General features: G+C 70.8%; 22 protein-coding genes. 14 read left to right on the top strand and 8 right to left on the bottom strand.

The window, feature by feature from the left end; genetic code table 11:
• Positions 1 to 46: 46 nt before the first annotated feature.
• Positions 47 to 1,996 carry a heavy metal translocating P-type ATPase gene (locus DMA15_RS32080; protein WP_125516185.1) on the top strand — a complete coding sequence of 650 codons (1,950 nt, stop codon included), beginning with the start codon at positions 47 to 49 and terminating at the stop codon, positions 1,994 to 1,996.
• On the opposite strand, the gene DMA15_RS32075 is transcribed toward DMA15_RS32080, so the two are convergent.
• Positions 1,953 to 2,384, bottom strand: a complete 432-nt coding sequence (locus DMA15_RS32075; protein ID WP_125516184.1) for a transcriptional repressor — start codon at positions 2,382 to 2,384, stop codon at positions 1,953 to 1,955. The genes DMA15_RS32080 and DMA15_RS32075 overlap by 44 nt on opposite strands.
• 38 nt (positions 2,385 to 2,422) lie before the next feature.
• The gene (locus DMA15_RS32070; RefSeq protein WP_240660059.1) at positions 2,423 to 3,421 is read right to left on the bottom strand and encodes a kinase; all 999 of its coding nucleotides are present in this window, start codon (positions 3,419 to 3,421) and stop codon (positions 2,423 to 2,425) included.
• Between the two features lie 174 nt (positions 3,422 to 3,595).
• Here DMA15_RS32070 and DMA15_RS32065 point away from each other — a divergent pair, with 174 nt between their 5' ends.
• Genes DMA15_RS32065 through DMA15_RS32040 form a run of 6 tightly spaced genes read left to right on the top strand, consistent with a single transcriptional unit; the run spans position 3,596 to position 9,648 of the window.
• The gene (locus DMA15_RS32065; protein WP_125516183.1) at positions 3,596 to 4,588 is read left to right on the top strand and encodes a pyridoxal-phosphate dependent enzyme; all 993 of its coding nucleotides are present in this window, start codon (positions 3,596 to 3,598) and stop codon (positions 4,586 to 4,588) included.
• Positions 4,589 to 4,618: 30 nt separating this feature from the next.
• Positions 4,619 to 5,458, top strand: a complete 840-nt coding sequence (locus tag DMA15_RS32060) for a DUF364 domain-containing protein (protein ID WP_125516182.1) — start codon at positions 4,619 to 4,621, stop codon at positions 5,456 to 5,458.
• Positions 5,455 to 6,723 carry an MFS transporter gene (locus tag DMA15_RS32055; RefSeq protein ID WP_240660058.1) on the top strand — a complete coding sequence of 423 codons (1,269 nt, stop codon included), beginning with the start codon at positions 5,455 to 5,457 and terminating at the stop codon, positions 6,721 to 6,723. The genes DMA15_RS32060 and DMA15_RS32055 overlap by 4 nt, the downstream gene beginning before the upstream one ends.
• Positions 6,720 to 7,817: an iron ABC transporter permease gene (locus DMA15_RS32050; RefSeq protein ID WP_206302884.1), complete on the top strand. Its 1,098-nt coding sequence runs from the start codon at positions 6,720 to 6,722 to the stop codon at positions 7,815 to 7,817. Before DMA15_RS32055 ends, DMA15_RS32050 begins: the two co-directional genes overlap by 4 nt.
• A gap of 1 nt (position 7,818) precedes the next feature.
• Positions 7,819 to 8,592 (top strand): ABC transporter ATP-binding protein, encoded by a 774-nt coding sequence (locus DMA15_RS32045; protein ID WP_125516181.1) that lies wholly within the window; start codon positions 7,819 to 7,821, stop codon positions 8,590 to 8,592.
• Positions 8,593 to 8,652: 60 nt separating this feature from the next.
• Positions 8,653 to 9,648: an ABC transporter substrate-binding protein gene (locus tag DMA15_RS32040; RefSeq protein WP_125516180.1), complete on the top strand. Its 996-nt coding sequence runs from the start codon at positions 8,653 to 8,655 to the stop codon at positions 9,646 to 9,648.
• Positions 9,649 to 9,682: 34 nt separating this feature from the next.
• Here the strand turns inward: DMA15_RS32040 and DMA15_RS32035 are convergent, their stop codons facing one another.
• Positions 9,683 to 10,546 carry an SMP-30/gluconolactonase/LRE family protein gene (locus tag DMA15_RS32035; protein WP_240660057.1) on the bottom strand — a complete coding sequence of 288 codons (864 nt, stop codon included), beginning with the start codon at positions 10,544 to 10,546 and terminating at the stop codon, positions 9,683 to 9,685.
• Positions 10,547 to 10,593: 47 nt separating this feature from the next.
• On the bottom strand, positions 10,594 to 11,367 hold the full coding sequence (locus DMA15_RS32030) for an IclR family transcriptional regulator (protein WP_125516178.1): 774 nt from the start codon (positions 11,365 to 11,367) through the stop codon (positions 10,594 to 10,596).
• Between the two features lie 176 nt (positions 11,368 to 11,543).
• Between DMA15_RS32030 and DMA15_RS32025 the strand changes: the two genes are divergently transcribed.
• Genes DMA15_RS32025 through DMA15_RS31995 form a run of 7 tightly spaced genes read left to right on the top strand, consistent with a single transcriptional unit; the run spans position 11,544 to position 19,957 of the window.
• Positions 11,544 to 12,710, top strand: a complete 1,167-nt coding sequence (locus tag DMA15_RS32025; RefSeq protein ID WP_125516177.1) for a mandelate racemase/muconate lactonizing enzyme family protein — start codon at positions 11,544 to 11,546, stop codon at positions 12,708 to 12,710.
• On the top strand, positions 12,707 to 13,720 hold the full coding sequence (locus DMA15_RS32020; protein ID WP_125516176.1) for an alcohol dehydrogenase catalytic domain-containing protein: 1,014 nt from the start codon (positions 12,707 to 12,709) through the stop codon (positions 13,718 to 13,720). Before DMA15_RS32025 ends, DMA15_RS32020 begins: the two co-directional genes overlap by 4 nt.
• A gap of 52 nt (positions 13,721 to 13,772) precedes the next feature.
• Positions 13,773 to 14,795 carry a hypothetical protein gene (locus DMA15_RS32015; protein ID WP_125516175.1) on the top strand — a complete coding sequence of 341 codons (1,023 nt, stop codon included), beginning with the start codon at positions 13,773 to 13,775 and terminating at the stop codon, positions 14,793 to 14,795.
• Between the two features lie 3 nt (positions 14,796 to 14,798).
• Positions 14,799 to 15,908 (top strand): multiple monosaccharide ABC transporter substrate-binding protein, encoded by a 1,110-nt coding sequence (chvE, locus tag DMA15_RS32010; RefSeq protein ID WP_125516174.1) that lies wholly within the window; start codon positions 14,799 to 14,801, stop codon positions 15,906 to 15,908.
• Positions 15,909 to 15,925: 17 nt separating this feature from the next.
• Positions 15,926 to 17,512: a multiple monosaccharide ABC transporter ATP-binding protein gene (gene mmsA / locus DMA15_RS32005; protein WP_125518140.1), complete on the top strand. Its 1,587-nt coding sequence runs from the start codon at positions 15,926 to 15,928 to the stop codon at positions 17,510 to 17,512.
• 7 nt (positions 17,513 to 17,519) lie between these two features.
• Positions 17,520 to 18,752, top strand: coding sequence for a multiple monosaccharide ABC transporter permease (gene mmsB / locus DMA15_RS32000; protein WP_164551868.1), 1,233 nt, complete (start codon positions 17,520 to 17,522; stop codon positions 18,750 to 18,752).
• 50 nt (positions 18,753 to 18,802) lie between these two features.
• Complete coding sequence (locus tag DMA15_RS31995) at positions 18,803 to 19,957, top strand: aldose epimerase family protein (RefSeq protein WP_164551867.1); 1,155 nt, start codon at positions 18,803 to 18,805, stop codon at positions 19,955 to 19,957.
• Positions 19,958 to 19,993: 36 nt separating this feature from the next.
• Here DMA15_RS31995 and DMA15_RS31990 read toward each other — a convergent pair whose 3' ends face one another.
• From DMA15_RS31990 to DMA15_RS31975, 4 genes are all read right to left on the bottom strand, one after another.
• On the bottom strand, positions 19,994 to 21,064 hold the full coding sequence (locus DMA15_RS31990) for a glycoside hydrolase family 43 protein (protein WP_125516173.1): 1,071 nt from the start codon (positions 21,062 to 21,064) through the stop codon (positions 19,994 to 19,996).
• Between the two features lie 37 nt (positions 21,065 to 21,101).
• On the bottom strand, positions 21,102 to 23,537 hold the full coding sequence (locus DMA15_RS31985; RefSeq protein WP_240660308.1) for an alpha-L-arabinofuranosidase C-terminal domain-containing protein: 2,436 nt from the start codon (positions 23,535 to 23,537) through the stop codon (positions 21,102 to 21,104).
• 323 nt (positions 23,538 to 23,860) lie between these two features.
• On the bottom strand, positions 23,861 to 24,067 hold the full coding sequence (locus DMA15_RS31980; RefSeq protein ID WP_125516171.1) for a hypothetical protein: 207 nt from the start codon (positions 24,065 to 24,067) through the stop codon (positions 23,861 to 23,863).
• 177 nt (positions 24,068 to 24,244) lie between these two features.
• Positions 24,245 to 25,078: a pectate lyase gene (locus DMA15_RS31975; protein WP_125516170.1), complete on the bottom strand. Its 834-nt coding sequence runs from the start codon at positions 25,076 to 25,078 to the stop codon at positions 24,245 to 24,247.
• Positions 25,079 to 25,162: the final 84 nt, after the last annotated feature.

The following is a 25,162-nucleotide window of genomic DNA, read 5'->3' as shown; positions in this document are numbered from 1 at the left end:
TGGCTCCTCCGACCCCTGGGATCCTCCGACCACGAGGTGTGCTCCGATGTCTTCCGCTCTGGTGGGCGACCGGCCGACCCCGGCCTCCGCCTCCACCCCGGCCGCGCCCGCACCGGCGCGCCGCACCCGGCTCCTCGCCCTGCCCGAGGTGCGCTGGGCCGCGCTGGCCACGGCCGCGTTCCTGCTCGCCTTCCCGCTCGACCTCGCCGGGGCCCCCGCCTGGGCGTGGGGCCCGCTCTACGCCCTGTGCTACGCGGCGGGCGGCTGGGAGCCCGCCGTCGCGGGGATCCAGGCGCTGCGGGAGCGGAGCCTGGACGTCGATCTGCTGATGGTGGTCGCGGCGCTCGGCGCCGCGGCGATCGGGCAGTTCCTCGACGGCGGCCTGCTCATCGTGATCTTCGCGGTCTCCGGCGCGCTGGAGGCGCTCGCGACCCGGCGCACGGCGGACTCCGTGCGCGGCCTGCTGGACCTCGCCCCCGCGATGGCGCTGCGGCTCACCGAGAAGGGCGGTGAGGAGCGGGTGGCGGCGGAGGCACTGCGGATCGGCGACACCGTCCTCGTACGGCCCGGTGAGCGGCTGCCCGCCGACGGCACCGTGCTCGACGGCGGCAGCGAGGTCGACCAGGCCACCATCACCGGTGAGCCGCTGCCGGTGGCCAAGGAAACGGGCGACGAGGTGTTCGCGGGCACGCTCAACGGCACGGGCGCGCTGCGCGTGCGCGTCGGCCGTGACCCCTCGGACTCCGTCATCGCCCGCATCGTGGCGATGGTCGAGGAGGCGAGCGAGACCAAGGCGCCCACGCAGCTGTTCATCGAGAAGGTCGAGCAGCGGTACTCGGTGGGCGTGGTGGTGGCCACCCTCGCGCTCTTCGGGGTGCCTCTCGCGTTCGGCGCCGCGTTCACCGAGACGCTGCTGCGGGCGATGACGTTCATGATCGTGGCCTCGCCCTGCGCGGTGGTGCTCGCCACCATGCCGCCGCTCCTCTCGGCGATCGCCAACGCCGGGCGGCACGGCGTGCTCGTCAAGTCGGCGGTCGTGATGGAGCGGCTCGGTGCGGTGACCAAGGTCGCCCTCGACAAGACGGGCACGCTCACCGAGGGTGCGCCCCGCGTCACGGAGATCCGTACGCTGCCGGGCACGGACCTCACCGAGGACGAGGTGCTGGCCCTCGCCGCGGCGGCCGAGCACCCCAGCGAGCATCCGCTCGCCCGTGCCGTGGTCGCCGCCGCCCGCGGGCGCGGGCTGGCGCTGGAGAGCGCGCGGGACTTCGCCGCCGCTCCCGGGCGCGGGGTCCGCGCGGTCGTCGGGGCCCGCGTGGTCCAGGTGGGCAGCCCGGCCAGGCTCCTCGGGGACGCCGAGTCACACGAGGCAGTGGCGGACGACGACGCCCTGACCACCGTCGTCGTCGTGGTGGACGGCACCCCCTCGGCCCTGCTGCGCCTGACCGACCTGCCGCGCCCCGGAGCCGCCGAGGCCGTCGCGGAACTACGTCAACTCACCGGTTCCACCCCAGTGTTGCTGACCGGCGACACCCCGCAGGCCGCCGCGCGGCTCGCGGAGGAGACGGGGATCGAGGACGTGCGGGCGGGGCTCCTCCCGCAGGACAAGGTGGCGGCCGTACGGGAGTGGGAGGCGCGGGGAGAGCGGGTCCTGGTCGTCGGCGACGGCGTGAACGACGCGCCCGCGCTCGCCGCCGCGCACAGCGGCATCGCCATGGGCAGGTCCGGTTCCGATCTGACGCTGGAGACGGCCGACGCGGTGGTGGTCAGGGACGAACTCGCCACCGTACCCGCGGTCGTGGCGCTCTCCCGGCGGGCCCGGCGCGTGGTCAAGCAGAACTTGGTCATCGCCTCGGTGTGCATCGGCGCCCTGGTGGTCTGGGACCTGGCGGGGCATCTGCCGCTGCCCCTCGGTGTCGCGGGCCACGAGGGGTCGACGATCCTGGTGGGGCTCAACGGCCTGCGTCTGCTGCGCCGTTCGGCGTGGCGGCAGTAGGGCGGCGGCACGGCCGGCAGACTCCGCTGAGTTCCAGGGTGTGCTCCAGCTCGGCGAAGCCGGTCGTCTCGCCGAGGCGTTCCGCCCAGGCCTCGACGTCCCGCGCGTCGACCGGCTGGCTGCGGCCGCAGCGGCGGCAGATGAGGTAGTGCCGGTGCTCGTCGGTGGGCCGCCGCAGATAGAGCCGCTCGCCGGTCTCGTCCCGTACGACGTCGACGAGACCGGCGCGGTCGAGCGCCCGCAGCGCGCGGTAGACGGTGGTCAGCCCGACGGCACTGCCGCCCCCGGCGAGCAGGGCGTGCAACTCCTGCGCGGAGACGAACTCCCGGCACCGGCCCAGGGTTTCGAGCACGGCGGTACGCTGCGGAGTCCGCCGTACGCCACCCATCACGGCACCTCCTGGCCGGGCACCGCTCGCCCCGCCCCTCATGACACCCCCTCGCCCGCCGTCACGGCCCCGGGCACGGCGGGCACCTCCGAGGAGGGCCCCGGCGGGGGGCCGGCCGGCGTGCCGTACGACATGTGGGGGAAGCTCAGCGTCCGGTAGACCGAGACGCCGCCCGCCAGCTCGCCGCACGCCTGGGCCGCCGCCGTCACGCGGCGCGTGTACGCGGGGTCGGTGGCGTCGAGGAGGATCCCCAGGGTCGTACCGCTGTGGCCCACGGCGACGCCGAGGCCGCCGACCTCCCGGCAGATGGCCCGCACCGGCTCCAACAGGCGCTTGTGGCGCAGGCGTTGGTTCATCAGGGCGCTGCGGGTCGCGACGCGGCCCACCTCCGCGAGGTCCCGGGCGCGCACCGCGTCGGAGAGGCGGGCGAGCAGCTCGGCGTAGACACGCCGGTCCGCGGCGGTGAACGGCTTCGGGATGCGGTTGAAGTCCACCGTGTCGACGGAGCCGCCCTCGTCGACGCCGACCACCGCCATCGCGGGCAGCGACCCGAGGACCGCGCGGAGCCGCACGCTGCGGTGGTGGAAGGCGACGATCGCGGGGTAGAGGACGCCGTCGGTGGGCTCGATGCGGGCCAGGAGCCGTTCGATCCGGGCGGGCGGCATGGCGATGCCGAGGGCCCGGCCGACCGCCCGCGCGGTGGCGACCAGGTCGGCCGAGGAGCTGGCGAGCCCCTTGCCCTCCGGGATCACACTGCTGACGGTGAGCACCCCACCGCCCGCCGACCGCGTCCCACGCGGCGCCAAGTCCACGATCATCCGGGCAAGTTGGAGCGCCTTCTTCTTGTGCGGTGGCCAGACCTCAAGGCCCCCCGAGTCGGACCCCTGCCGGAAGGTGGCCATGGTCCAGCGGGCGACCGGCAGCGTCACGAGGAAGTCCCCGCCCTCGTCCGGCAGCACCCCCTGAAGCAGCTCACCGAAGGTACCGAAGGCGGTGCCCACCCCGGTCCTCGCTCCGGCCTCCTGGGACAGCTTCACGCGACTCCTCTCGACACAGCGGGGCACACACGTCTCGGCACCCCGCCGGAACCAGTGTGCCGAGCTTACTCGGTCTTGACAATCATTTTCATCTAGTGTGATGCTCTCGGCGTCCCGGGGACCGCTCGCCCCCCGGCCTCTCCTGCTCTCACGTCCCTACGGGGGGTCCTCGTCATGCACGCACATATCGCCGAAGCGGTGAAGAAACCCGATCTCATATCCCTCGAACCGGATCTGGCCTGCCTCCGCTTCGAGACCATGAAGATCTACTCGGCCCTCGGAGCCGTCCGCCACCTCCTCGAAACAGGAGCGGTCAAGCCCGGCGACACCCTCATCGACAGCTCCAGCGGCATCTACGCCCAGGCCCTCGCCCTCGCCTGCCACCGCTACGGCATGAAGTGCCACATCGTCGGCTCCACGACCGTCGACCGCTCGACACGGGTCCAGCTGGAGATACTCGGCGCCACCCTGGAGCAGGTCGCGCCCTCCAAGAACCTCCGCCTCGACCAGGAGTTGAGGGTGCGCCGCATCGCCGAGATCCTGGCCGCCAACCCCTCGTACCACTGGATGCGGCAGTACCACGACGCGATCCACTACCACGGCTACCGCGAGGTGGCCGAGCAGATCGACGAGGCCATTCCGGCGGGTCCGCTCGCGCTGGTCGGCGGCGTGGGGTCGGGCGCGTCGACCGGCGCCGTCGGCACGTATCTGCGCGAGGCCGGGCGGGACGTCGCACTCGTCGGCGTCCAGCCCTTCGGCAGCGTCACCTTCGGCTCCGAGCACGTCGCGGACCCGGACATGATCATCGCCGGGATCGGCAGCGCCATCGTGTTCCAGAACGTCCGGCACGAGCTGTACGACCGCGTGCACTGGGTCAACTTCGACAGCGCCGTCTCCGGAGCGGTCGGCCTGCTGCGCACCAGCGGGATCTTCGCCGGGCTCTCGGCGGGCGCCTCGTACCTGAGCGCGCTGTGGGAGCGGCGGCGGGACGACACGCGTACGTACGTGTTCATCGCCGCCGACACCGGCCACCGCTACGTCGAGAGCGCCTACGCCCGGCACCGACAGGCCCTGGACATCGACACGTTGAAGCCGCACGAGATCACCTCGCTGGACGAGCTGAAGCACCCCTGGTCCACCACGGCCTGGCCCCCCGTCACCTCCTGAACCACCCCCGCGATCCCAGAGAGAACCCACATGTCACACCCCACACCCCACACCGTCGCGGAGCTGACCGAGGCCGTCCTGGCGGGCGCCCACGGCCCCGACCCCGCCGAACTGACCGTCACCAGCGCGTTCTGGCTCTACAACACCACCCGGCTGGCCGGCGGCGACGTCACCTACCACAACCACTACTTGCTGCTCCGCGTCGGCGACTCCTTCGGCGCCTGCTCCTTCGAGGCGGGCGAACTCGCCCCGCAGTTCTGCGAGAACGCCTCCGGCCACTCCCTGGACAAGCTCTTGCGCGACGAGTCGACGCCGGTGCGCACCGCCGCCCTCGACGCCTATCTGGCGCGGGTGCGCCCGCACCGCGACGCCGACGACGCCGAGCGCGTGATGCTGCCCACCGGCACCCCGGAGGTCCGCGCCCAGGCCCGTGACGCCGCCGTGGCGGGGCTGCTCGACATCACCCCCGGCGCCAAGGTCGCCCTCATCGGCGTGGTCAATCCGCTGGTCGCGGCGATAAAGGAGCGGGGCGGCGTCTGCCTGCCCTGCGACCTCAACCTGCGCACGACCGCCTGGGGCGACCCCGTCACCGACGACATGACCGAAGTCCTCGCCCAGGCCGACGCGGTCGTCGCCACCGGCATGACGCTCAGCAACGGCACCTTCGACCTGATCCTGCAGCACTGCGTGGAGCACCGGGTGCCGCTGACCGTCTACGCCCAGAGCGGCAGCGCCGTCGCCCGTGCCTTCCTCGGCGCGGGCGTCACCGGGCTGAACGCGGAGCCCTTCACGTTCTCCCAGTTCAGCGCCGACGCCACACCGATGTACCGCTACCGCGCCGCCCTCGCCCCGAACGGAGCGGCCACGTGAGCGTCGACACCACCAAGGACACCAAAGACAGCGCGGAGGAGCCGATACCGGGCGATCTGCGCATGGCCCGCACCCTGTGGCCGGTCCTGCTCGCCTCCGCGGTCGGCCTGCTCCCCTTCACCGTCTTCAGCACCTACCTCGTGCCGATCGCCGACGAGGCGGGCAGCGGCGTCGCCGCGATGGGCGGCCTGCGCGGCCTCGGCGGTCTCGCCGCCCTCCTGGTGGGCACCGCGCTCGCCCCGCTCATCGACCGGGTGCCCAAGGAGTGGGCGGCGGCGGGCGCCCTCGTCGCGCTCGGCCTCTCGGCGGCGCTCGGCGCCAGCGGCGACTTCGTCCTGCTCGCCGTGTTCTGCCTGCTCGTCGGCGCGAGTACGTCCGTGCTGAACCCGGCGCTGACCGCCGCGGCCGCCGACCGCTTCGGCACCGGCAAGGCAGCCGGACGCGCGGCGACCCTGGTCACGGCCACCCAGTCGATGACCGCCATGCTCGCGGCGCCCGTCATCGCGCTGCCCGCGCTGTTCTGGGGCTGGCAGGGCGACCTGTACGGCGTGACGGTGGTGTCGCTGCTGCTCGCCGTGGTCTTCGTGGCCCGGCGCGAGAAGCAGGCGTCGGCGAGTGAGGCTCCCGCCGGGCAACGCCTCGGCTATCTCGCCTCGTTCAAGGCGCTGGCCGCGGTGCGCGGCGTGGTGCCGCTGCTCCTGATCGGGTTCCTGCGCACCGCCGTGTTCATGGGGTACCTGTCGTATCTCGCGGCGTTCTACGAGGAGCGGTTCGACCTCGACGCCGGGCTCTTCGCCTTCGTATGGACGCTGAGCGGCGCGTCGTTCTTCGTCAGCAATCTGCTCACCGGCCGGCTCACCAACTCCGCCCGGCCGCGCGTCGGCACGGAGCGGATGCTCGCCATCGGCCTGGCCGCCGCCCTCGTCTCCGTCGTCGGCTTCTACTTCACGCACTGGCTGCCGCTCGCCCTGGCCATGACCGCGCTGCACGCGGCGAGCCACGCGATCGTCGCCGCGTGCGTGGTCAGCCTCATCGTGCGGCGCTGCGGGACCTCGCTGCGCGGTTCGGCGCTGAGCCTGAACGCCGCCGGCCAGAGCCTCGGCGTGTTCGTCGGCGCTGCGCTCGGCGGGGCGGGCCTCGGTCTGGCCGGCTACCCCGGCGTCGCCGTCGTCTTCGGCGCCCTGGTCGTCGCGGCGCTCGGCGCGGCCGTACTGGTGCCGCGCGCGTCCCGAACCGACGACGAAACGGAGGCCGAGGCACCGTGACCACCGTCGCGGAGGTGGCACCTCCGCAAGCCCGCGCCACCGTGCGGGACCGGCTCGCCTCCCCCAGGGCCCTGGTCCTGACCTGCGCCGCGCTCTTCCTCGTCCTGCTCGCCTCCATCGTCGTGGCGATCGGGCTCGGCGCCGCCTTCGTGACGCCCGCCGAAACCGCCCGCTATCTGTGGGCGGCGCTCACCGGCGGGCGGATCGGCGCCGACGAGACGACGACGTACCAGATCATCTGGCAGATCCGCACGCCGCGCGTGCTGCTCGCCGCGCTGGTGGGGGCCGGGCTGAGCGCGGTGGGCGTCGCCATCCAGGCGATGGTGCGCAACGCCCTCGCCGACCCCTTCGTCCTCGGCGTCTCCTCGGGCGCGTCGGTGGGCGCGGTCGGCGTGACCGTCACCGGCGGCCTCGCCGCGCTCGGTGTCTACGCCGTGTCGACGGGGGCGTTCATCGGGGCGCTCGTCGCGTCGTTCCTCGTGTACGCGGCCTCGTCGACCCGGGGTGTGCTCTCGCCGCTGCGGCTCGTCCTGACGGGCGTCGCCATGTCGCTGGGCTTCCAGGCCGTGATGAGCGTGATCATCTACTTCGCGCCGGACAGCGAGGCGACCAGCATGGTCCTGTACTGGACCATGGGCAGCTTCGGCGCGGCCAGTTGGGGCGCGCTGCCCGTCGTCGCGGCCGTCGTACTGCTCGGCCTCGTTGTGCTCCACCGCCACGGCCGGGCCCTCGACGTGCTCGCGCTCGGCGACGAGACCGCGGCGAGCCTCGGCCACAGCCCCGACCGGCACCGCAGGTTCCTGCTCGTGGTCGTCTCGCTGATCACCGGCGTGATGGTCGCGGTGAGCGGCGCCATCAGCTTCGTCGGGCTCGTCATGCCGCACCTGGTGCGCATGGTGGTCGGCGCCGGGCACGCCCGCGTCCTCGCCGTCGCCCCGCTCGTCGGCGCGGTCTTCATGGTCTGGGTCGATCTGCTCTCCCGGACGGTGGTCGCCCCGCGCGAACTGCCGCTGGGTGTCATCACCGCGCTCGTCGGCGTGCCGGTGTTCATCGCGCTGATGCGCCGCAAGGGCTATGTCTTCGGGGGGCGTTGAGATGGACCTGCGCATCGAGAAGCTCGGTGTCGTCATCGACGGCAAGAGCCTCGTGGAGGAGCTGTCGCTCGACGTGGGCGGCGGCGAGGTGGTCGGCCTCGTCGGCCCGAACGGCAGCGGGAAGTCGACCGCGCTGCGCTGCGTCTACCGCGCGCTGCGCCCCGCCCGCGGCACCGTCCGGGTCGGCGGCGACGACCTCTCCCGTCTGCCGATGCGCCGCAGCGCGCAGCTGGTCGCCGCCATGACCCAGGACGGCGCGGTCGACCTCGACTTCACGGTCGAGGAGGTCGTCGCGCTCGGCCGGGCGCCGCACCAGCGCGGCAACCAGGCCCTCACCGGACGCGAACGGGAGCTGTGCGCACGGGCGATGGAACGGCTCGACATCCGCCACCTGGCCAAGCGGGGCGTCCTGACCCTGTCGGGCGGGGAGCGCCAGCGCGTCCTGCTGGCCCGGGCCCTCGTCCAGGAGCCGGAGATCCTGGTGCTCGACGAGCCGACCAACCACCTCGACGTACGCCACCAGATCGAGGTCCTCTCGCATCTGCGCGGCGCCGGGCTCACCGTCCTCGTCGTGCTGCACGACCTGAATCTGGCGGCCGCCGCCTGCGACCGGATCGGCGTGTTGTCCCAGGGGCGCCTCGTGGCGTCCGGAACCCCGGAGGACGTCCTGACGGAGGCGCTGGTCGCCGACGTGTTCGGCGTCAAGGCGACCGTCGTACCGCACCCGCTGACCGGTGACCCGCAACTGCTCTATTCGCTCCACCCGTCCCTCTGACCGCTCCGCCCGCCCCTCTGAATCCCCGCCCGCACCTCATCGGAAGGCACCGACTCCCCCATGTCCCACACCCGTTCCCTCGCCCTGGGCTCCGCGCTCACGGCCACGCTGCTGCTCGCCGGCTGCGGCGCCGAGGTCGACTCCGACGGCGCCGCCAAGGCGTCCGAGAAGGTCACCGTCAAGAGATGCGGCGAGCCCGTCTCGTACAAGGTCCCGCAGCGCGCCGTGGCGTACGAGGGCGGCAGCGCCGACAAGCTGTTCAGCCTCGGCCTGACCGAGCACGTCCACGGGTATGTGATGCCGCCCGCCAACCCGCCGGTGAGCGAGTCGCCCTGGGCGTCGGAGTACGCCAAGGTGAAGATGCTCAGCGACGATCTGCTCAACAAGGAGATCGTCGTCGAGGCCAAGTCCGACTTCGTCGTCGCGGGCTGGAACTCCGGCTTCAGCGACCAGCGCGGCATCACCCCGAAGATCCTCGACAAGCTCGGCATCCAGAGCTTCATGCACACCGAGAGCTGCTTCAACTACCCGGGCCACCCGCAGAAGGTGACGCCGTTCAACGCCCTCTACAGGGACCTGGAGCGGCTCGGGAAGATCTTCCGTGTCGAGAAAAAGGCCGATGAGGTCGTCGGGAAGCTGAAGAAGCGGGTGGCGGCGGTGAAGGAGAAGGCGCCCAAGGGTGACCCCGTGCCCGTCTTCCTCTTCGACTCCGGCACCGACCAGCCCTTCACCGCGGGCAGCCAGGTCCCGCCGAACGACATCATCAAGACGTCGGGCGGCAGGAACGTCTTCGACAAGCTCGACGAGCGCTGGACGCAGGTCAACTGGGAGGCCGTCACCAAGGCGGAGCCCGAGGTCGTCATCATCTTCGACTACGGCGACCAGCCCGCGAAGAAGAAGATCGAGTTCCTGAAGAAGTCCCCGCACACCAAGGAGCTGCCCGCGGTCAAGAAGAACAACTTCTTCGTCCTCGACTACAACGAGGGCATCAGCGGGCCGCGCAACATCGACGGTCTGGAGAAGTTCGGGAAGTACCTGCGGGAGCTGAAGCGCTGACCCGGTGGTCCGCCTCTGCCCGTCCCTGCGCGGTTCAGCCCGCGAAGGGCGTGCCCGGCAGTCCGCGGCCCGCGTCCGGCAGTACGAGCACCGAGCCCGCCAGCGGGTGCGGGCGCTCCTGGCCCGCGCGGGCCGTGGTGATGTAGAGGTCGCGCAGCCCGGGGCCGCCGAAGGCGCAGGCGGTGGGGCGGGGCACGGGGAGGTTCACGGTCAGGTCGAGCCGTCCGTCGGGGGTGTAGCGGCGGACGGCTCCGCCGTTCCAGAGGGCGACCCAGACACAGCCGTCCGCGTCGACGGTGAGCCCGTCGGGGTCGCCCGCGCCGTCCTCGATCACCGCGAACGGGCGCCGGTCGCGCGCGTGCCGTCCGTCGAAGTCGAGGACGTCGACGCGGCGGGTCGGGCTGTCGGCGTAGTACATGAGCCGCCCGTCGGGGCTCCAGCCCGTGCCGTTGCTGACGGCCACGTCGCCGAGGGGGCCGGACTGCCCGGTGACGGTGCCGTCGGGGGCGACGCGGGTGAGGCCGCCGCCGCCCGGCGCCTCGTCGTAGCGCATGGTGCCCGCCCAGAGCGCGCCGTCGGGCGCCACGGCGGCGTCGTTGCCGCGCCGGCCCGGAACGGGGTCGCGCACCAGCCAGGAGAAGGCCGAGCCGCCGGGGCCGTACAGGCCGATGCCGTCGCGGAGGTTGACGACCAGGCCGCCGCCCGCGCGGGGCTTCGCCGCGCCGACGTGCTGCTCGGTGGCCATGACCGTGCGGCGGCCGTCGGCGGGGTCGTACGTATGGACGCGTGAGGCGAGGATGTCGACCCAGACGAGGTGTCCGGCGGCCGCGTCCCAGGTGGGGCCCTCGCCGAGCAGCGCCTGCTCGCGGACCGCCACCTCGTACGCGGCTCTCCTCACGTACGCGGCTCCCCCTACGTACGCCGCTCCCCTCACGTACGCGGCTCTCATCGCACGTCTTCGCGGTGGCCGAGGCGGACCGAGAGGTCGCCGGCGCCCTTGGCGGCGAGTTCGGCCAGCTCCCGCTCGCGCTCCTCGCTCCAGCGGATCATCGGTACGGAGATGGAGAGCGCCGCGACGACCCGCCCCGCGCTGTCCCGCACGGGCGCGGCCACGCAGCCGACGTCCGGGTTGGACTCGCGGTGCTCGACCGCGACACCCCGCTCGCGCACCGCGGCGAGCGCGGCGAGAAGCTCGTCCGGATCGGTGATGCTGGCGGGCGTCATCGCGGTGAACTCCCTGTCGCGCAGGCGGGTTTCCAGCTCGTCCGGCGGCAGCGAGGCGAGCAGCATCTTGCCGACGGAGGTGCAGTGCGCGGGGAGGCGGCGGCCCGCCGCGGAGACCATGCGCACGGCGTGCGTGGAGTCCACCTTGGCGATGTAGATGACGTCCGTGTCCTCCAGGACGGCGACGTGGACGGTCTCGTCGCAGGTCTCCGCGACCTCGCGGGCCACCTGCTGGCCCTCTGCGGCGAGGTCCAGCTGCTCGGCGTAGCGGCTGCCGAGCTGGTAGGTGCGTACGCCCAGGCGGTAGCGGCCCGGCTGGTCCGGGATCTGGACGAGGTACGCACGGGCCGCCAGGGTGGTGAGCAGTTCGTGCACGGTGGTGCGCGGGAGCTGGAGCTTGCGGGTCACCTCGGGCGCGGAGAGCGTCCCGTCCCCTTCCAGGAACAGTTCGAGTATGTCCAGCGACCTGGTCACCGCGGGAACGAGTCGTCCCATGAGGCCTCCCACCCTGTGCGTCCGAAACTTCGGCCGCTGATCGATATGACGAACACAGGCTAGGCGCCCAAGACCGTTCCGCGCGACCCATTGACACCTTCCGGCCACCGTGAATACCGTCACGCCAACATTTCGAACGTGTGACGAAATACCGAACAAGTCAAGGGGCAACTGCCTTGCACATCACGGGAATCAGCACGCATGTGGTCGGAACGCCCTGGCGTAACCTCACCTACGTCCAGGTGCAGACCGACGAGGGCCTGACCGGAGTCGGCGAGACGCGCATGCTCGGCCACACCGACGCGCTCATCGGCTACCTCCGCGAGGCGGAGGCCAACCACATCGCCGGGTCCGATCCGTTCGCGGTCGAGGACCTCGTCCGCAGGATGAAGTACGGCGACTACGGCCGGGCCGGCGAGATCGTGATGTCCGGCATCGCGGTCATCGAGATGGCCTGCTGGGACATCAAGGGCAAGGCGCTGGGCGTCCCCGTCTGGCAGCTGCTCGGCGGCAAGGTCACCGACCGCGTCAAGGCGTACGCGAACGGCTGGTACACCACCGAGCGCACCCCGGAGGCGTACCACAAGGCGGCCCGGGGCGTCATGGAGCGCGGCTACCGCGCGCTGAAGATCGACCCCTTCGGGACCGGCCACTACGAACTCGACCACGAACAGAGCCTGTACGCGGTGTCGTTGATCGAGGCCGTGCGCGACGCGATCGGTCCCGACGCCGAGCTGATGCTGGAGATGCACGGCCGGTTCTCGCCCGCCACGGCGATCCGCCTCGCCCGCGACCTCGCGCCGTTCCGCCCCGCCTGGCTGGAGGAGCCGGTGCCGCCGGAGAACCTGAAGGCCCTGGAGAAGGTCGCCGCGAAGGTGGAGATGCCGGTGGCGACCGGCGAGCGCATCCACGACCGGATCGAGTTCCGCGAGCTGTTCGAGAGCCAGGCGGCGGACATCCTCCAGCCGGACGTCGGCCACATCGGCGGCATCTGGGAGACCCGCAAGCTCGCGGCCACCGCCGAGACGCACTACATGCTGATCGCGCCGCACAACGTGGGCGGCCCCGTGCTGACCGCCGCCTCGCTCCAAGTCGGCTTCACCGCACCGAACTTCAAGATCCTGGAGCACTTCAACGACTTCGCCGACGCCGACATCAAGAAGGTCGTCAAGGGCGCGCCGCGAGTCGATCCGGAGACGGGCTGCTTCGAGCTGTCCCACGCGCCGGGCCTCGGCGTCGAGCTGGACATCGACGCCGCCGCCGAATTCCCCCAGCAGCAGGCGCGGTTCGACCTGTGGGCCGAGGGCTGGGAGAAGCGTGCGCCGGGCGGGGCGAAGAGTTGAGCAGTCGCGCGATCGTCGTCGACCGGCCGGGCGAGCACCGGCTGGTCACCGGGGAGGTCCCGGTACCCGGGCCCGGCGAAGTCCTCGTCCGGGTGGCCTCGGCGGGGATCTGTATGAGCGACCGCGAGGTGTACGACGGTCATCGCGACGCCGCCTACGTCCGCTACCCGGTGGTCCCGGGCCATGAGTGGTCCGGGACCGTGGCGGCGGTCGGCGAGGGTGTCGACCCCGCGCTCGTCGGCCGCGGGACCGTCGCCGAGGGGTTCCGGGCGTGCGGCGTCTGCGAGCGCTGCCGGTGCGGGGAGACCAGCCTGTGCACCGGCGGTTACGCCGAGACCGGGTTCACCGAGCCGGGTGCCTTCGCCGACCATCTGACCGTACCGGCGCGGCTGTTGCACCCGCTGCGCGATGACGCGGACCTGCGCGCGGCCGCCCTCCTCGAACCGTCCGCGGTGATCGCCGCCGCGGTGCGGACGGGCCGACCGAGCCCCGGCGAGCGCGTCGCGGTGGTCGGCGCGGGCACGCTAGGGCAGCTGGCGGTGCAGCTGCTCGCCGCGTCGAACCCCGCCGAGCTGGCCGTCGTCGATCCCCGGGCGGCCCGCGGACAGCTGGCGCTGGGCTTCGGGGCGACCGCGGCGCTCTCCCCTTCCGAGGCGGAATCCGTCAACGGCTCCTTCGACCTGGTCGTGGAGACGGCGGGGGCGGCGACCACCGCCGCCTCGTCGTGCCTGCTCGCCCGCCGGGGTGGCCGGGTCGTGCTCACCGGCATGTTCACGGCGGGGGCGGTCGGCATCGACCCGGTGCATCTCTCCCTCAGCCAGCTGGAGGTGCGCTCCGTCTTCGGGGCGCCGTCCTCCGCCTGGTCGGACGCGGTGCGGGCGTTCGGACTCGGGCTGCTGGACCCTGCCCCGCTGATCACCCACGAGTTTCCGCTGGAGCGGTTCGGGGAGGCCGTCGCCCTGGTCGGTGGGGGTGACCCCAAGACCGGGAAAGTGCTGCTGTCGCCCTGAGTCTTAGCCGCGGGCCGCCGGTGGCCGCTCGCGCCACGCGGCGGAGCCGCACATGTTCCAGCCCCGCGCCCCTTACCGAGGCGCCCCCTCACGAAATGGGAGTAACGTGACCGCCCCGTCAGCCCCCCGGCGCCCCGGCGCCGACGCCCTCGCCCGGCTCGGGCACCCCCTGCCCGCCGTCGATCCGGCCGCCGCCTCGCCCCACGCGTTCCCCGACGGCGGCACCTGGCGCACCGAGATCCCCTCGGTCGAGGGGCCCGAGGCCCTGGCCGTGGTGTTGAAGGAGAGCGCCCGCCTCGACGTGCCCGTCCACCGGATCAGCCAGGGCAGCGGCGTCTGGATGCTCACCGACGTCGAGATCACCGAGATGGTGGACTCCTGCGCCGCGCGCGACATCGAGCTGTGCCTGTTCACCGGGCCGCGCGGCACCTGGGACATCGGCGCCTCCACCCGCACCGACTCCGGCGGCGCGGGCCTGCGCGCCCGCGGACACGACGCGCTCGCGGGCTGCGTCGAGGACGCCGTACGCGCCACCGGGCTCGGCGTGAAGTGCCTGCTCGTCGCCGACGAGGGCGTGCTGTGGACCCTGCACAGGCTCCGCGCCGCCGGGGTCCTGCCCGCCGACACCACCTTCAAGCTGTCCGCGCTGACGGGTCCCGTCAACCCGGCCTCGTACGAGGTGTACGAGCGTCTCGGCGCCGACTCCCTCAATGTGCCGTCCGATCTGAGCCCGGCCCACCTCACCGAGATCCGCCGGGTCAGCCGGGCCCCCATGGACATGTACGTCGAGGCGCCCGACGACCTCGGCGGCTACATCCGGATGTACGAGGTCGCCGAGCTGATCCGGCGCGGCGCCCCGCTGTACGTCAAGTTCGGCCTCTCGAAGGCCACCGGCATCTACCCCTACGGCGCCCACGTGCGCGACCATGCCCTCGCCACGGCCCGGGAACGGGTCAGGCGCGGCCGCCTCGCCCTGGATCTGCTGGCCCGGCACGGCGCGGACGGCGGCATGTCACCGCTCGGTTCGCGGCTGCCGGGTGAGCTGCGCCGCTTCGCCGTCCCGGAAGGGGACTGACCCATGCGCACCCGCACTCTCGGCATCGCCACCGCCGCCGCGCTGCTCGCCGCCTCGCTGACCGCCTGCGGCCAGGAGGCCAAGGGCGGCAGCCGCTACAAACCCGACAACGGCAAGGGCGGCACGATCGGCCTCGCCATGCCCACCAAGTCCTCCGAGCGGTGGATAGCCGACGGCAGGAACATGGCCTCGCAGTTCAAGAAGGCCGGTTACGACACCGACCTCCAGTACGGCGACGACAAGGTGGAGAACCAGGTCGCCCAGATCGAGAACATGATCACGAAGGGGCACCGGCTCCTGGTGATCGCCGCGATCAACGGCTCCGCGCTCACCGACGTACTGAAACGGGCGAAGGACGCGGGCATCCCGGTGATCTCGTACGACCGCCTCATCCTCGGCACGAAGAACGTGAACTACTACGCGTCGTTCGACAACGAACGCGTGGGGCGGCTCCAGGGGCAGTACGTCGTCGACAAGCTGAAGCTCGGCAAACCCGGCGAGAATTCCGATGAGCCGCGCTCCATCGAGTTGTTCGCGGGCGACCCGGACGACAACAACACCAAGTACTTCTGGAACGGCGCCATGAAGGTGCTGAAGCCGTACCTCGACAGCGGGCAGCTCGTCGTGCGCAGCAAGCAGACGCGGCTGACGCAGGCCACGACGTTGAAGTGGGACGGCGGCACCGCGCAGAAGCGCATGGACGACCTGATCAGCAAGAGCTACGGCGACAAGCGTGTGGACGCGGTGCTCTCGCCGTACGACGGGATCTCCATCGGCATCATCTCCGCGCTGAAGAGCGCGGGGTACGGGTCGAAGAGCCAGCCGCTTCCCGTCATCACCGGGCAGGACGCCGAGCTGGCGTCGGTGAAGTCGATCATCCGGGGCGAGCAGACGCAGACCGTCTTCAAGGACACGCGCAAGCTCGCCGCGCAGACGGTGAAGATGGGAGACGCGGTCCTCAGGGGCAAGAAGGTCCAGGTCAACAACACCACGGACTACCACAACGGCGAGAAGACCGTGCCGTCCTTCCTCCTGAAGCCGGTGAGCGTCGACAAGTCGAACACGCGGCTCCTGGTGGACGAGGGGTACTTCACGGCGGGACAGCTCGGGTGAGCGCGCCCCTTCTGGAGATGCGCGGGATCACCAAGACGTTCCCCGGCGTCAAGGCGCTCTCCGATGTGCACCTGTCCGTGCGGCCCGGGGAGATCCACGCGATCTGCGGTGAGAACGGCGCCGGGAAGTCGACGCTGATGAAGGTGCTCAGCGGCGTTCACCCGCACGGCAGTTACGACGGCGAGATCCTCTTCGAGGGCGAGCCGATGGCCTTCAAGGACATCCGCGCCAGCGAGCGCCACGGCATCGTGATCATCCATCAGGAGCTGGCGCTCGTCCCCTACCTGTCGATCGCCGAGAACATCTTCCTCGGCAACGAGCAGACCCGGCGCGGCTTCATCGACTGGAACGACACTCTGCGCCGGGCGAGCGCCCTGCTCAAGAGGGTGGGGCTGCGCGAGAAGCCGCAGACGCCGGTCTCCGACATCGGCGTGGGCAAGCAGCAGCTGGTGGAGATCGCCAAGGCCCTGTCGAAGGAGGTGAAGCTCCTGATCCTCGACGAGCCGACGGCCGCCCTCAACGACGACGACAGCGCGAAGCTGCTCGACCTGATCGTGGAGCTGCGCGGGCAGGGCATCGCGTGCATCATCATCTCGCACAAGCTGAACGAGATCCGGCAGATCACCGACACCGTGACCATCCTGCGCGACGGGCGGACCATCGAGTCCCTCACGGTACGTCAGGCACCGTCGGACGAGGCAAGGTTGTCGGAGGACCGGATCATCCGGGGCATGGTCGGCCGCGACCTCGACCACCGCTTCCCCGACCGCACGCCGTACGAGGGCGCCGACGCGGGCGAGCTTGCCCTGGCCGTGTCGGGCTGGACGGTGCGCCACCCCGTCGACCATCAGCGCACGGTCGTCGACGACGTGTCGCTCACCGTGCGGCGCGGCGAGATCGTCGGCATCGCGGGCCTGATGGGAGCGGGCCGCACCGAGCTGGCGATGTCCGTCTTCGGGCGCTCCTACGGGCAGTACGTCGCGGGGACCGTGGCGGTGAACGGCCGTCCGGTGGTCACCAAGACGGTCCCGGCCGCGGTCGACGCCGGTATCGCGTACGTCACCGAGGACCGCAAGCGCTACGGCTTGAACCTCATCGACAACATCAACCGCAATGTCTCCCTGGCCTCGCTGCCGGGCATGCGGCGGCGCGGCGCAGGCGGCTTCAGCGGCTTCGGCGGCTTCGTCGGCTTCGTCGGCTTCGTCGACGAGCATCACGAGCGGCAGGTCTCCGAGCGCTACCGCAAGTCGATGAACATCAAGGCGCCCACCGTCTTCGAGCAGGTGGGCAGGCTCTCCGGCGGCAATCAGCAGAAGGTCGTCCTGAGCAAGTGGATCCACGCCGATCCCGAGGTGCTGATCCTCGACGAGCCGACGCGCGGCATCGACGTGGGCGCCAAGTACGAGATCTACACCGTCATCGACAAGCTCGCGGCGCAGGGCAAGGCGGTCCTTTTCATCTCCTCGGAGCTGCCCGAGCTGCTCGGGATGTGCGACCGGATCTACACGATGGCCGAGGGCCGCCTGACCGGCGAGGTCACGCGCGCGGAGGCCACCCAGGAAGTCCTGATGCGCCATATGACCAAGACCAGAAGCAAGAGCTGAGGCCGCCATGACCACCACGACCACTCCCCCACGGGACTCGTCCTCCGCGCCACGGCCCGCCGCGCGGTCGGCCGGTGCGCTGCTGATCGAGAGCATGCGCGCCAACATGCGCCAGTACGGCATGCTCATCGCCCTGGCGTTCATCGTCGTGCTGTTCCAGATATGGACCGACGGCACGCTGCTGCTGCCGAACAACGTCTCCAATCTGATCCAGCAGAACGGCTACATCCTCATCCTGGCCATCGGCATGATGATCGTCATCATCGCGGGCCACATCGATCTGTCCGTCGGTTCGCTGGTGGCCTTCGTGGGCGCCATGTCGGCCGTGATGATGGTCAAGCACGACATGCCGTGGGTGCTCGCCCTCGTCCTGTCGCTGCTGATCGGCGCGGTCGCGGGCGCCTGGCAGGGCTTCTTCATCGCGTACGTCGGCATCCCGTCGTTCATCGTGACGCTGGCCGGCATGCTGCTCTTCCGCGGTCTCACCCAGATCGTCCTGGAGGGGCAGTCGCTGGCGCCCTTCCCCGACGGGTTCCAGAACATCGCCAAGGGTTTCATCCCGGAGATGGGCCCGTACACGCAGTACCACAACCCCACCCTGCTGCTCGGCCTCGCCACCATCGCCTTCCTCCTCTTCCGTGAATGGCGCGACCGCAAGCGGCAGCTGGCGTTCGAGCTCGACGTCCTGCCGACCGGCCTGTGGGTGGCCAAGTGTGTGGCGATGACCGCGGCGGTGGTGGCGTTCACCCTGACGCTGGCCAGCTTCCACGGCGTGCCGGTCGTCATGCTCATCATGTGCGGGCTGCTGATCGCCCTCGGCTATGTCATGCGCAACGCGGTCGTGGGCCGTCATGTGTACGCGCTCGGCGGCAACAAGGCCGCCGCGAAGCTCTCGGGCGTCAAGGACAAGCGCGTCACCTTCCTGGTCTTCGTCAACATGGGCGTGCTCGCGGCGCTCGCGGGCTGTGTGTACGCGGCGCGCCTCAACGCGGGCACCCCGCAGGCCGGCCTCAACTTCGAACTGGAGGCGATCGCGGCCTCGTTCATCGGCGGCGCGTCGATGAGCGGCGGCGTCGGCACGGTGATGGGCGCCGTGATCGGCGGCCTGGTGCTCGGCGTCCTCAACAACGGCATGTCGCTCGTCGGCATCGGCACGGACTACCAGCAGGTCATCAAGGGGCTCGTGCTGCTCGCGGCGGTCGGCTTCGACGTCTGGAACAAGCGCAAGGTCGGCCGCTAGGCGCCGGACACGGCCCAGCCCCTCGTCCCTCCTCTCTATTGGAGTCGTACATGGAAACGAGCAGACGCACCGTCCTCACGGCGGCGGCCGCCGCCGGGATCGCCGCGACCGCGGCCGGGGCGGGCACCGCGCACGCCACAGCGGGGCGGCGCCCCACGAAGGAACTCTTCGGCAGGCTCGCCGACGGCACGAAGGTGCACCGCTGGTCGCTGGCGAACGGCGGCACACGGATGAGGGTCCTCTCCTACGGCGGCATCGTGCAGTCCCTCGAACTGCCCGACCGGCGAGGGAGGTTCACCAATGTCTCCCTCGGCTACGACACGATCGAGGAGTACGCCGCGGGCACCACCTTCTTCGGCGCGCTGATCGGCCGCTACGGCAACCGCATCGCCCGCGGCCGCTTCACCCTGGACGGCAGGACCCACCAGCTCTCCGTCAACGACGGGGAGAACAGCCTGCACGGCGGGGCGAAGGGCTTCAACACGCGGGTGTGGGACGTGGAGCCGTTCACCGACGCGACCGGCGTCGGCCTCGTCATGCGCTACGTCAGCGCCGACGGCGAGATGGGCTACCCGGGGACGCTGCGCGTGAAGGTGACGTACACCCTCACCGCGCACGGCGACTGGCGGATCGACTACGCGGCCACGACCGACAGAGCGACGGTCGTGAACCTCACCAACCACACGTACTACAACCTCGCGGGTGAGGGCAGCGGCGGCGTCTACGACCACGAACTGACCCTGAAGGCCGGGAGGTTCACGCCGACCGACGCCGGCCTGATCCCCACGGGCGCGCTGGCGAAGGTGGCGGGCACGCCCTTCGACTTCCGGCGGGCGAAGACCATCGGTGAGGACATCCGCGTCGCGCACCCCCAGCTGGTGACCGCCAAGGGCTACGACCACAACTGGGTCCTGGACAAGGGGATCACGGACCGCCCCGAGCACTTCGCGACGCTCCGGGACCCCGGCTCGGGCCGCACGATGAAGATCGCGACGACCGAGCCGGGCGTGCAGTTCTACTCCGGGAACTTCCTCGACGGCACCCTGACCGGCCCCTCGGACCGCACCTACCGCCAGGGCGACGGCCTCTGCCTGGAGACCCAGCACTTCCCGGACTCGCCGAACCAGCCGTCGTTCCCCTCGACGGTGCTGCGGCCCGGCGAGACCTACCGGTCGAGCACGGTGCACAGTTTCTCAGCGCGCTGAGCCCGACCGCTCCCGGCGCGCTGAGCACTGCGTCTTTCAGCGCGCCGGGAGCGGCCCGTCCGCCACGGGGACACCGAAGTCGGGGGTGCCGTCCGCCTTCCAGCCCAGGCGCTGGATGCGCGTGTGGCGGTTGGGGTCGTTCAGCGGGTCGCCGACGATGTCCTTGTACTGGCGGGCGTGGTAGACGAGGACATCGGTGCGGCCGTCCTCGGCGACGGTGAAGCAGTTGTGGCCGGGACCGTACTGCTTGGTCCTGTCATTGCTGGTGAAGACCGGCCGGGGCGACTTGGTCCAGGACCTCGGGTCCAGCAGGTCACTGCCCGCCCGGGCGGTGAGCAGCCCCATGCAGTAGTTGGCGTCGGTGGCGCTCGCCGAGTACGTCATGAAGACGCGCCCGTTGCGCTGGAGGAACGAGGCGCCCTCGTTCACCTTGAAGCCCACGCGCTCCCAGTCGTACTCCGGCGTGGTGAGCCGTATTTGAGGACCCGTCAGTGTCCATGGGTCGGCCATTCTCGACAGGAAGACCGCGCTGTTGTGGTCCTCGCCGGGATCCTTCTGCGCCCAGGCGAGATAGCGCGCCCCTTCGTAGGTGAAGGTGGTCGCGTCGAGGGAGAAGGTGTCCCAGGCCGTGGCGATCCGCCCCTTCTCGACCCACGTCCCCTTGAACGGGTCGCGGTGGGCGTTCTCCAGGACCCACATGCGGATCTTCCACACGTCGTCGGCGGGGGCCGCGGCGAAGTAGAGGTACCACTTGCCGTCGATGTGGTGGATCTCCGGCGCCCAGATGTGCGCGGCCATGTCACCGCTGGTGTGCCGCCGCCAGACGACGGCCTCCTCGGCCGTCGCGATGCCGCGCAGGGTGCGGGAGCGGCGCAGGATGATGCGGTCGTACTCGGGGGCGGTGGCGGTGAAGTAGTACCGGCCGTCGTGGTGGCGGTGGATGTGGGGGTCGGCGCGGTGCCGGACGAGGGGGTTGGTGGCGGCGCGCGGGGTGGCGGCGCGGGCGCTGCCCTGTGCGGCGGTCAGGGCGCCCGTCGCGGCGGCGCCTGCGGCCAGCGTTCCCTTCAACAGCAGTCTGCGGTCGGGGTGTTCACTGCCGTGCTTCATCGGTCGGCCTTTCCGTGGGTGGGGTTGCCGGAGCCGCTCACGACGTGATCCTCAGGAACGTCACGGAGTAGGCGGGGAAGGTGTACGAGAAGGAGTCGTCGACCCCGGTGAAGACCGAGCCGACGGGCTTCACCGGCGCCTTGTCCTTGGTGTTCTCGGCGGCCGGGTCCGCCGTCAGCGTGGTCACCCGCGCCTTCGGGGCGACCTTCGCCCCCTGGCCGAGGTTCACCTTCGTGCGGGCCGGTACCGCCTGCGCGTTGACGACCTTCACGATGAGGTCGCCGGTCGCCTTGTCGCGCGTGACGACCTGGCGGAACGGCTCGGCGGGCTTGTCGTCGGTGAAGGAGCCCCACTTCTTTCCGTCGAGGAAGAGCGTCACCTGGCGGCCGCGCACCTCGACGCGCAGGTCATAGCTGCGGCCCGCCTCGATCCTGGTGGAGTCCTGGAGCACCGTCTGCTTGGCGCCGCCGACGGTCTTCTCCACTGCGGACTGGGTGTTGTTCCAGCCGCCGAGGTTCCACCAGTAGTGGTTGCCGGTGTCCTTGACGCCGAAGGCGACCATGAAGCCTTCCTTGCCGGACTTCTTGGTGGCCCGCACCTTGAGGTCGTAGTTCTGCCAGCCCTTGTCGCCCGCGGTGACCAGGGTGTTCTCGGCGCTCTCGTCGGACTGGACGTACGCACCGTCCTTGACGGCCCACGCGCCCTTCTCGGCCGCCTTGGTCCACTTGCCGTCACCGGCGGAGAAGTCGTCGGAGAACAGCGGTCTGCCGTCCGCGCCGATGACCGAGACATCGTCGTACGCGGCGCTCGTCGCCCAGGTGGAGAGGCCGACGGCACCGGTGATCGGACCCGAAGTGGCGGGAGTCCCTGTGGACTTGGAGGGGACGACCTCGTCGCCGACGTTGCGCATGAAGAGCTTCTGCGTCTCGTAGTTGGCCGAGCCCCACGACTGGTCGTTGTCGTACCAGATCATGTTGGGCTTCCACTGCACGTAGTCCTCGTTGGCGAGCAGCGGGGCGTACGAGGCGAGCTTGACGACGTCCGCGTTGCGCTCCAGGCCGGTCATGAACGCGGCTTCGGAGAGGGCGTTGCCGAAGGTGTTGCCCTGTGAGGCGTATTCGCCGAGGAAGACCTTGGGGCCGCGCCGGTCGTAGGAGTCGTAGCGGTCGTTGTTCTCCAGGAACCACTGCGGGCTGTTGTAGTAGTGCTCGTCGACCATGGCGACATGCGCGTCGCGGTTGAGCTGCCAGGCCTTGTCGAAGACCGCCCCGCTGTCGTCGGGGCCGGAGTTGGAGATGACGGTGATCTCCGGGTGCTCGGCCTCGATGGCGGTGCGGAACTTCTTGAAGCGGGCGAAGAACTCCTCGGGGAGGTTCTCCTCGTTGCCGACCGCGAGGTGGGTGAGGCCGAACGGCTTGGGGTGGCCCATCCGTGCGCGCTTCTTGCCCCATTCGCTGCTCGCCGGGCCGTTGGCGAACTCGATGAGGTCGAGGGTGTCCTGGATGTGCCGCCTGAGCAGGGCCGGGTCGTCGGTGGCCTTGTTCTGGCCGCAGCCGGTCACCAGGGCGGGCACGACGGGCAGCGGCATGGCGCCGGTGTCCTCGGCGAACTGGAAGTACTCGTAGTAGCCGAGCCCGTAACTCTGGTTGTACCCCCAGAAGTTGGCGTTGGTGGCGCGCTGCTCGACCGGGCCTATGGTGTCCTTCCACTGGTAGGAGCGGGCGCGCTGCCAGCCGGACTTCTCGTCGTACGCCTCGTGGCTGCCGGTGTTGACCAGGCAGCCGCCGGGGAAGCGGAGGAAGCCGGGCTTCAGGGCGGCTATCTTCTCGGCGAGGTCCTTGCGCAGGCCGTTCTCGCGGCCCTTGTAGGTGTCGCGGGGGAAGAGCGAGATCATGTCGAGCGCGGCCGGGGCGCCCGAGGCGACCGTGAGGCGGCCCGCGGCCGAGGTCCTGGTGGCGGTGAAGGTCGCCTTGTACCGGGACCAGCCGCCGCGCGCGGTGACCCGGCGGGCGGCGGCAAGCTCACCCGAGGCGTCGTGCAGCGTGAGGGTGAGCGGCGCGCCGGAGCGGTCGGCGCGGGCCCAGACCGAGAAGTCGTAGCGCTTGCCCTGCTGGACGGCGATGCCGGTGTTGTAGCCGGAGTTGGTGACGGAGGAACCGGCCGCCAGGGAGAGGTAGTTGCGGTTGCGCTCGTTCAGCCGGCCGGCGTCGTTCAGGACCTTGGCGGAGCCCTTGGTCTCCCACGATGTCAGCGGCGTGTAGGAGCGGTTGTCCGCGGGCTCGTACTCGAAGGAGCGGTTCTGGACCAGCTCGGCGTAGAGCCCGCCGTCGGCCGCGCGGTTGATGTCCTCGTAGAAGACCCCGTACATCGAGTCGTCGATCTTCGCGCCGGTGCGGGCCGTGTCGACGTCGATCGTGTAGTCGGTCGGCTCGGCCGCCGCGCCGGGCCCCGCGCCGAGCGTGCCGGCCAGCAGGGCTCCGGCGGTGAGAGAGCCGACGACGAGAGCGAGGCTCCCCCGCCTCCGTGCCGTGCGCCTGTGTGCCACGCGCTTGTATGCCACGCCATCCCCAGTCGTTCGAAATACCGGACGTTGGTCAATACTTCGAACGGAAATTTAGGAACTCAAGGGATCTCGCGTCAACGCCTGGGACCAACCCCGTGCCACCTCGGGCCAACCCCGCGCAAAGCGTTGACGCGCAAGGAGTTCGACGCTATGACCCGTCGGCCGGCACACGCCGAAGCCCCGGCCGATCTCCCGGCCGGGGCTCCGCGGCGGCTTCAGGCAGGCCGTCGTTGTCAGCGGTTGTTCGTGTTCAGGTGGTGGGAGAAGCCGTTGCCGCGCGAACCGTGGTGGTACCCGTCGGCGGCGGTGAGCCCGTCCTGACCGCCGATGTTGTAGTAGGAGAAGCCACCCCTGTACGGGGCGTCATCGGCGACCGCGGGGGCGGCCGACAGGAACCCCGCAGCGGTGAGGGCGGCGAGAGTGATCGCAATGCGACGCATGTGTCTCCTTGAAACAGAGATTCCGGTACAGCGGTACGTGTAGACATTCCTGAAACGCCCACTGCCCGGCCCCGCTCGACACGACCCCACAGCACGACGTCACCCGAACGGGCGGCCCTTACGACACCCGTTCGGGCGGAGCGCCCGAGGTCAGCACCTCACCTCCCCTGTGGACCTCTACTTGTAGGTGATGTCCGACGCCGTGAACTTGCAGTACGTGCCGTCAGGCCCACTGCCGGTCTGCACCGGCTCGGCGCCCGTGTTGTTGCCCGTGTAGCGCAGACACGTCTTGATCTTCTTGTTGCCGTCGCCGTGGATGCGGATGGCACGCAGCGCGGCGGTGTCGCCGTAGTTGGTGTTGATGCCGACGATCGACTTGCCGGGGGCGGTGATGTCGGTGTCGTTGACGACGATGTGGCGCTGGTACTGCTTGGAGCAGTTGCCGCAGGTCCGCACGAGCTTGCCGAAGTCGGAGACCTGGAACTTGTTGACGACCAGCTTGCCCGCGCCGTTGAACTGGAAGACCTTGTCCTCGGCCTTCTTCGCGCCACCGCCCTGGACGGCGTACGTCGATCCCGCCGAGGTCCCCTTGAAGGTCGCCGCGTCCTCGCCGACATCCTCCCACCACACGTTCTGGAGCGTGCAGCTGCCCTGGCAGTGGATGCCGTCGGCGGCGGGCGCGCCGATGATGACGTTCTTCAGGGTCGCCCCGTCCTTCAGCTTGAAGATCGGGTCCTGGCCCTCGCCCTGACCGTCGCCGCCGAGTTCGCCGCTGCCGTAGTAGCGCTTGAGGCCGCCGTCACGGCTGCCGGAGACCTCGATGGTCTTGGGCACGGCCTGCTCTCCCCTCGCCTCGGGCCAGCCGGTGGCCGCCGCCCCCGCGGTCGACATGAGGGAGGTGGTGACGAGCGCGGCGCCGGTCAGGCCGAGCGCGGCGACGCCGCCGATGACGGCGCGGCGCCGGAGGTGGCTGCGGCGGTGGCGTACGCGCCCGTTCGAAGTTGAAGTCATGTCCGGATTCCTTCTGGGGACAGGGTGAACAGAAGAGTGCGTCTTCTGGTCGCCACCGCGCGCGGAAGGGTTGCCCCGTAAACG

Source organism: Streptomyces sp. WAC 01529, from assembly GCF_003945545.1.
Classification (GTDB): Bacteria; Actinomycetota; Actinomycetes; order Streptomycetales; family Streptomycetaceae; genus Streptomyces; species Streptomyces anatolicus.
This window is presented reverse-complemented; position numbering and strand designations above follow the sequence as displayed.

What these genes read in the sequence shown, in the direction of transcription:
- DMA15_RS32030 (WP_125516178.1), bottom strand. Translation starts at nt 11,367, where the DNA reads ATGGGACGACTCGTTCCCGCGGTGACCAGGTCGCTGGACATACTCGAA.
- DMA15_RS31995 (WP_164551867.1), top strand. Translation starts at nt 18,803, where the DNA reads ATGGAAACGAGCAGACGCACCGTCCTCACGGCGGCGGCCGCCGCCGGG.
- DMA15_RS31975 (WP_125516170.1), bottom strand. Translation starts at nt 25,078, where the DNA reads ATGACTTCAACTTCGAACGGGCGCGTACGCCACCGCCGCAGCCACCTC.
- DMA15_RS32075 (WP_125516184.1), bottom strand. Translation starts at nt 2,384, where the DNA reads ATGGGTGGCGTACGGCGGACTCCGCAGCGTACCGCCGTGCTCGAAACC.
- mmsA (WP_125518140.1), top strand. Translation starts at nt 15,926, where the DNA reads ATGCGCGGGATCACCAAGACGTTCCCCGGCGTCAAGGCGCTCTCCGAT.
- DMA15_RS32045 (WP_125516181.1), top strand. Translation starts at nt 7,819, where the DNA reads ATGGACCTGCGCATCGAGAAGCTCGGTGTCGTCATCGACGGCAAGAGC.
- DMA15_RS31980 (WP_125516171.1), bottom strand. Translation starts at nt 24,067, where the DNA reads ATGCGTCGCATTGCGATCACTCTCGCCGCCCTCACCGCTGCGGGGTTC.
- DMA15_RS32080 (WP_125516185.1), top strand. Translation starts at nt 47, where the DNA reads ATGTCTTCCGCTCTGGTGGGCGACCGGCCGACCCCGGCCTCCGCCTCC.
- chvE (WP_125516174.1), top strand. Translation starts at nt 14,799, where the DNA reads ATGCGCACCCGCACTCTCGGCATCGCCACCGCCGCCGCGCTGCTCGCC.
- mmsB (WP_164551868.1), top strand. Translation starts at nt 17,520, where the DNA reads ATGACCACCACGACCACTCCCCCACGGGACTCGTCCTCCGCGCCACGG.
- DMA15_RS31990 (WP_125516173.1), bottom strand. Translation starts at nt 21,064, where the DNA reads ATGAAGCACGGCAGTGAACACCCCGACCGCAGACTGCTGTTGAAGGGA.
- DMA15_RS32040 (WP_125516180.1), top strand. Translation starts at nt 8,653, where the DNA reads ATGTCCCACACCCGTTCCCTCGCCCTGGGCTCCGCGCTCACGGCCACG.
- DMA15_RS32015 (WP_125516175.1), top strand. Translation starts at nt 13,773, where the DNA reads ATGTTCCAGCCCCGCGCCCCTTACCGAGGCGCCCCCTCACGAAATGGG.
- DMA15_RS32065 (WP_125516183.1), top strand. Translation starts at nt 3,596, where the DNA reads ATGCACGCACATATCGCCGAAGCGGTGAAGAAACCCGATCTCATATCC.
- DMA15_RS32060 (WP_125516182.1), top strand. Translation starts at nt 4,619, where the DNA reads ATGTCACACCCCACACCCCACACCGTCGCGGAGCTGACCGAGGCCGTC.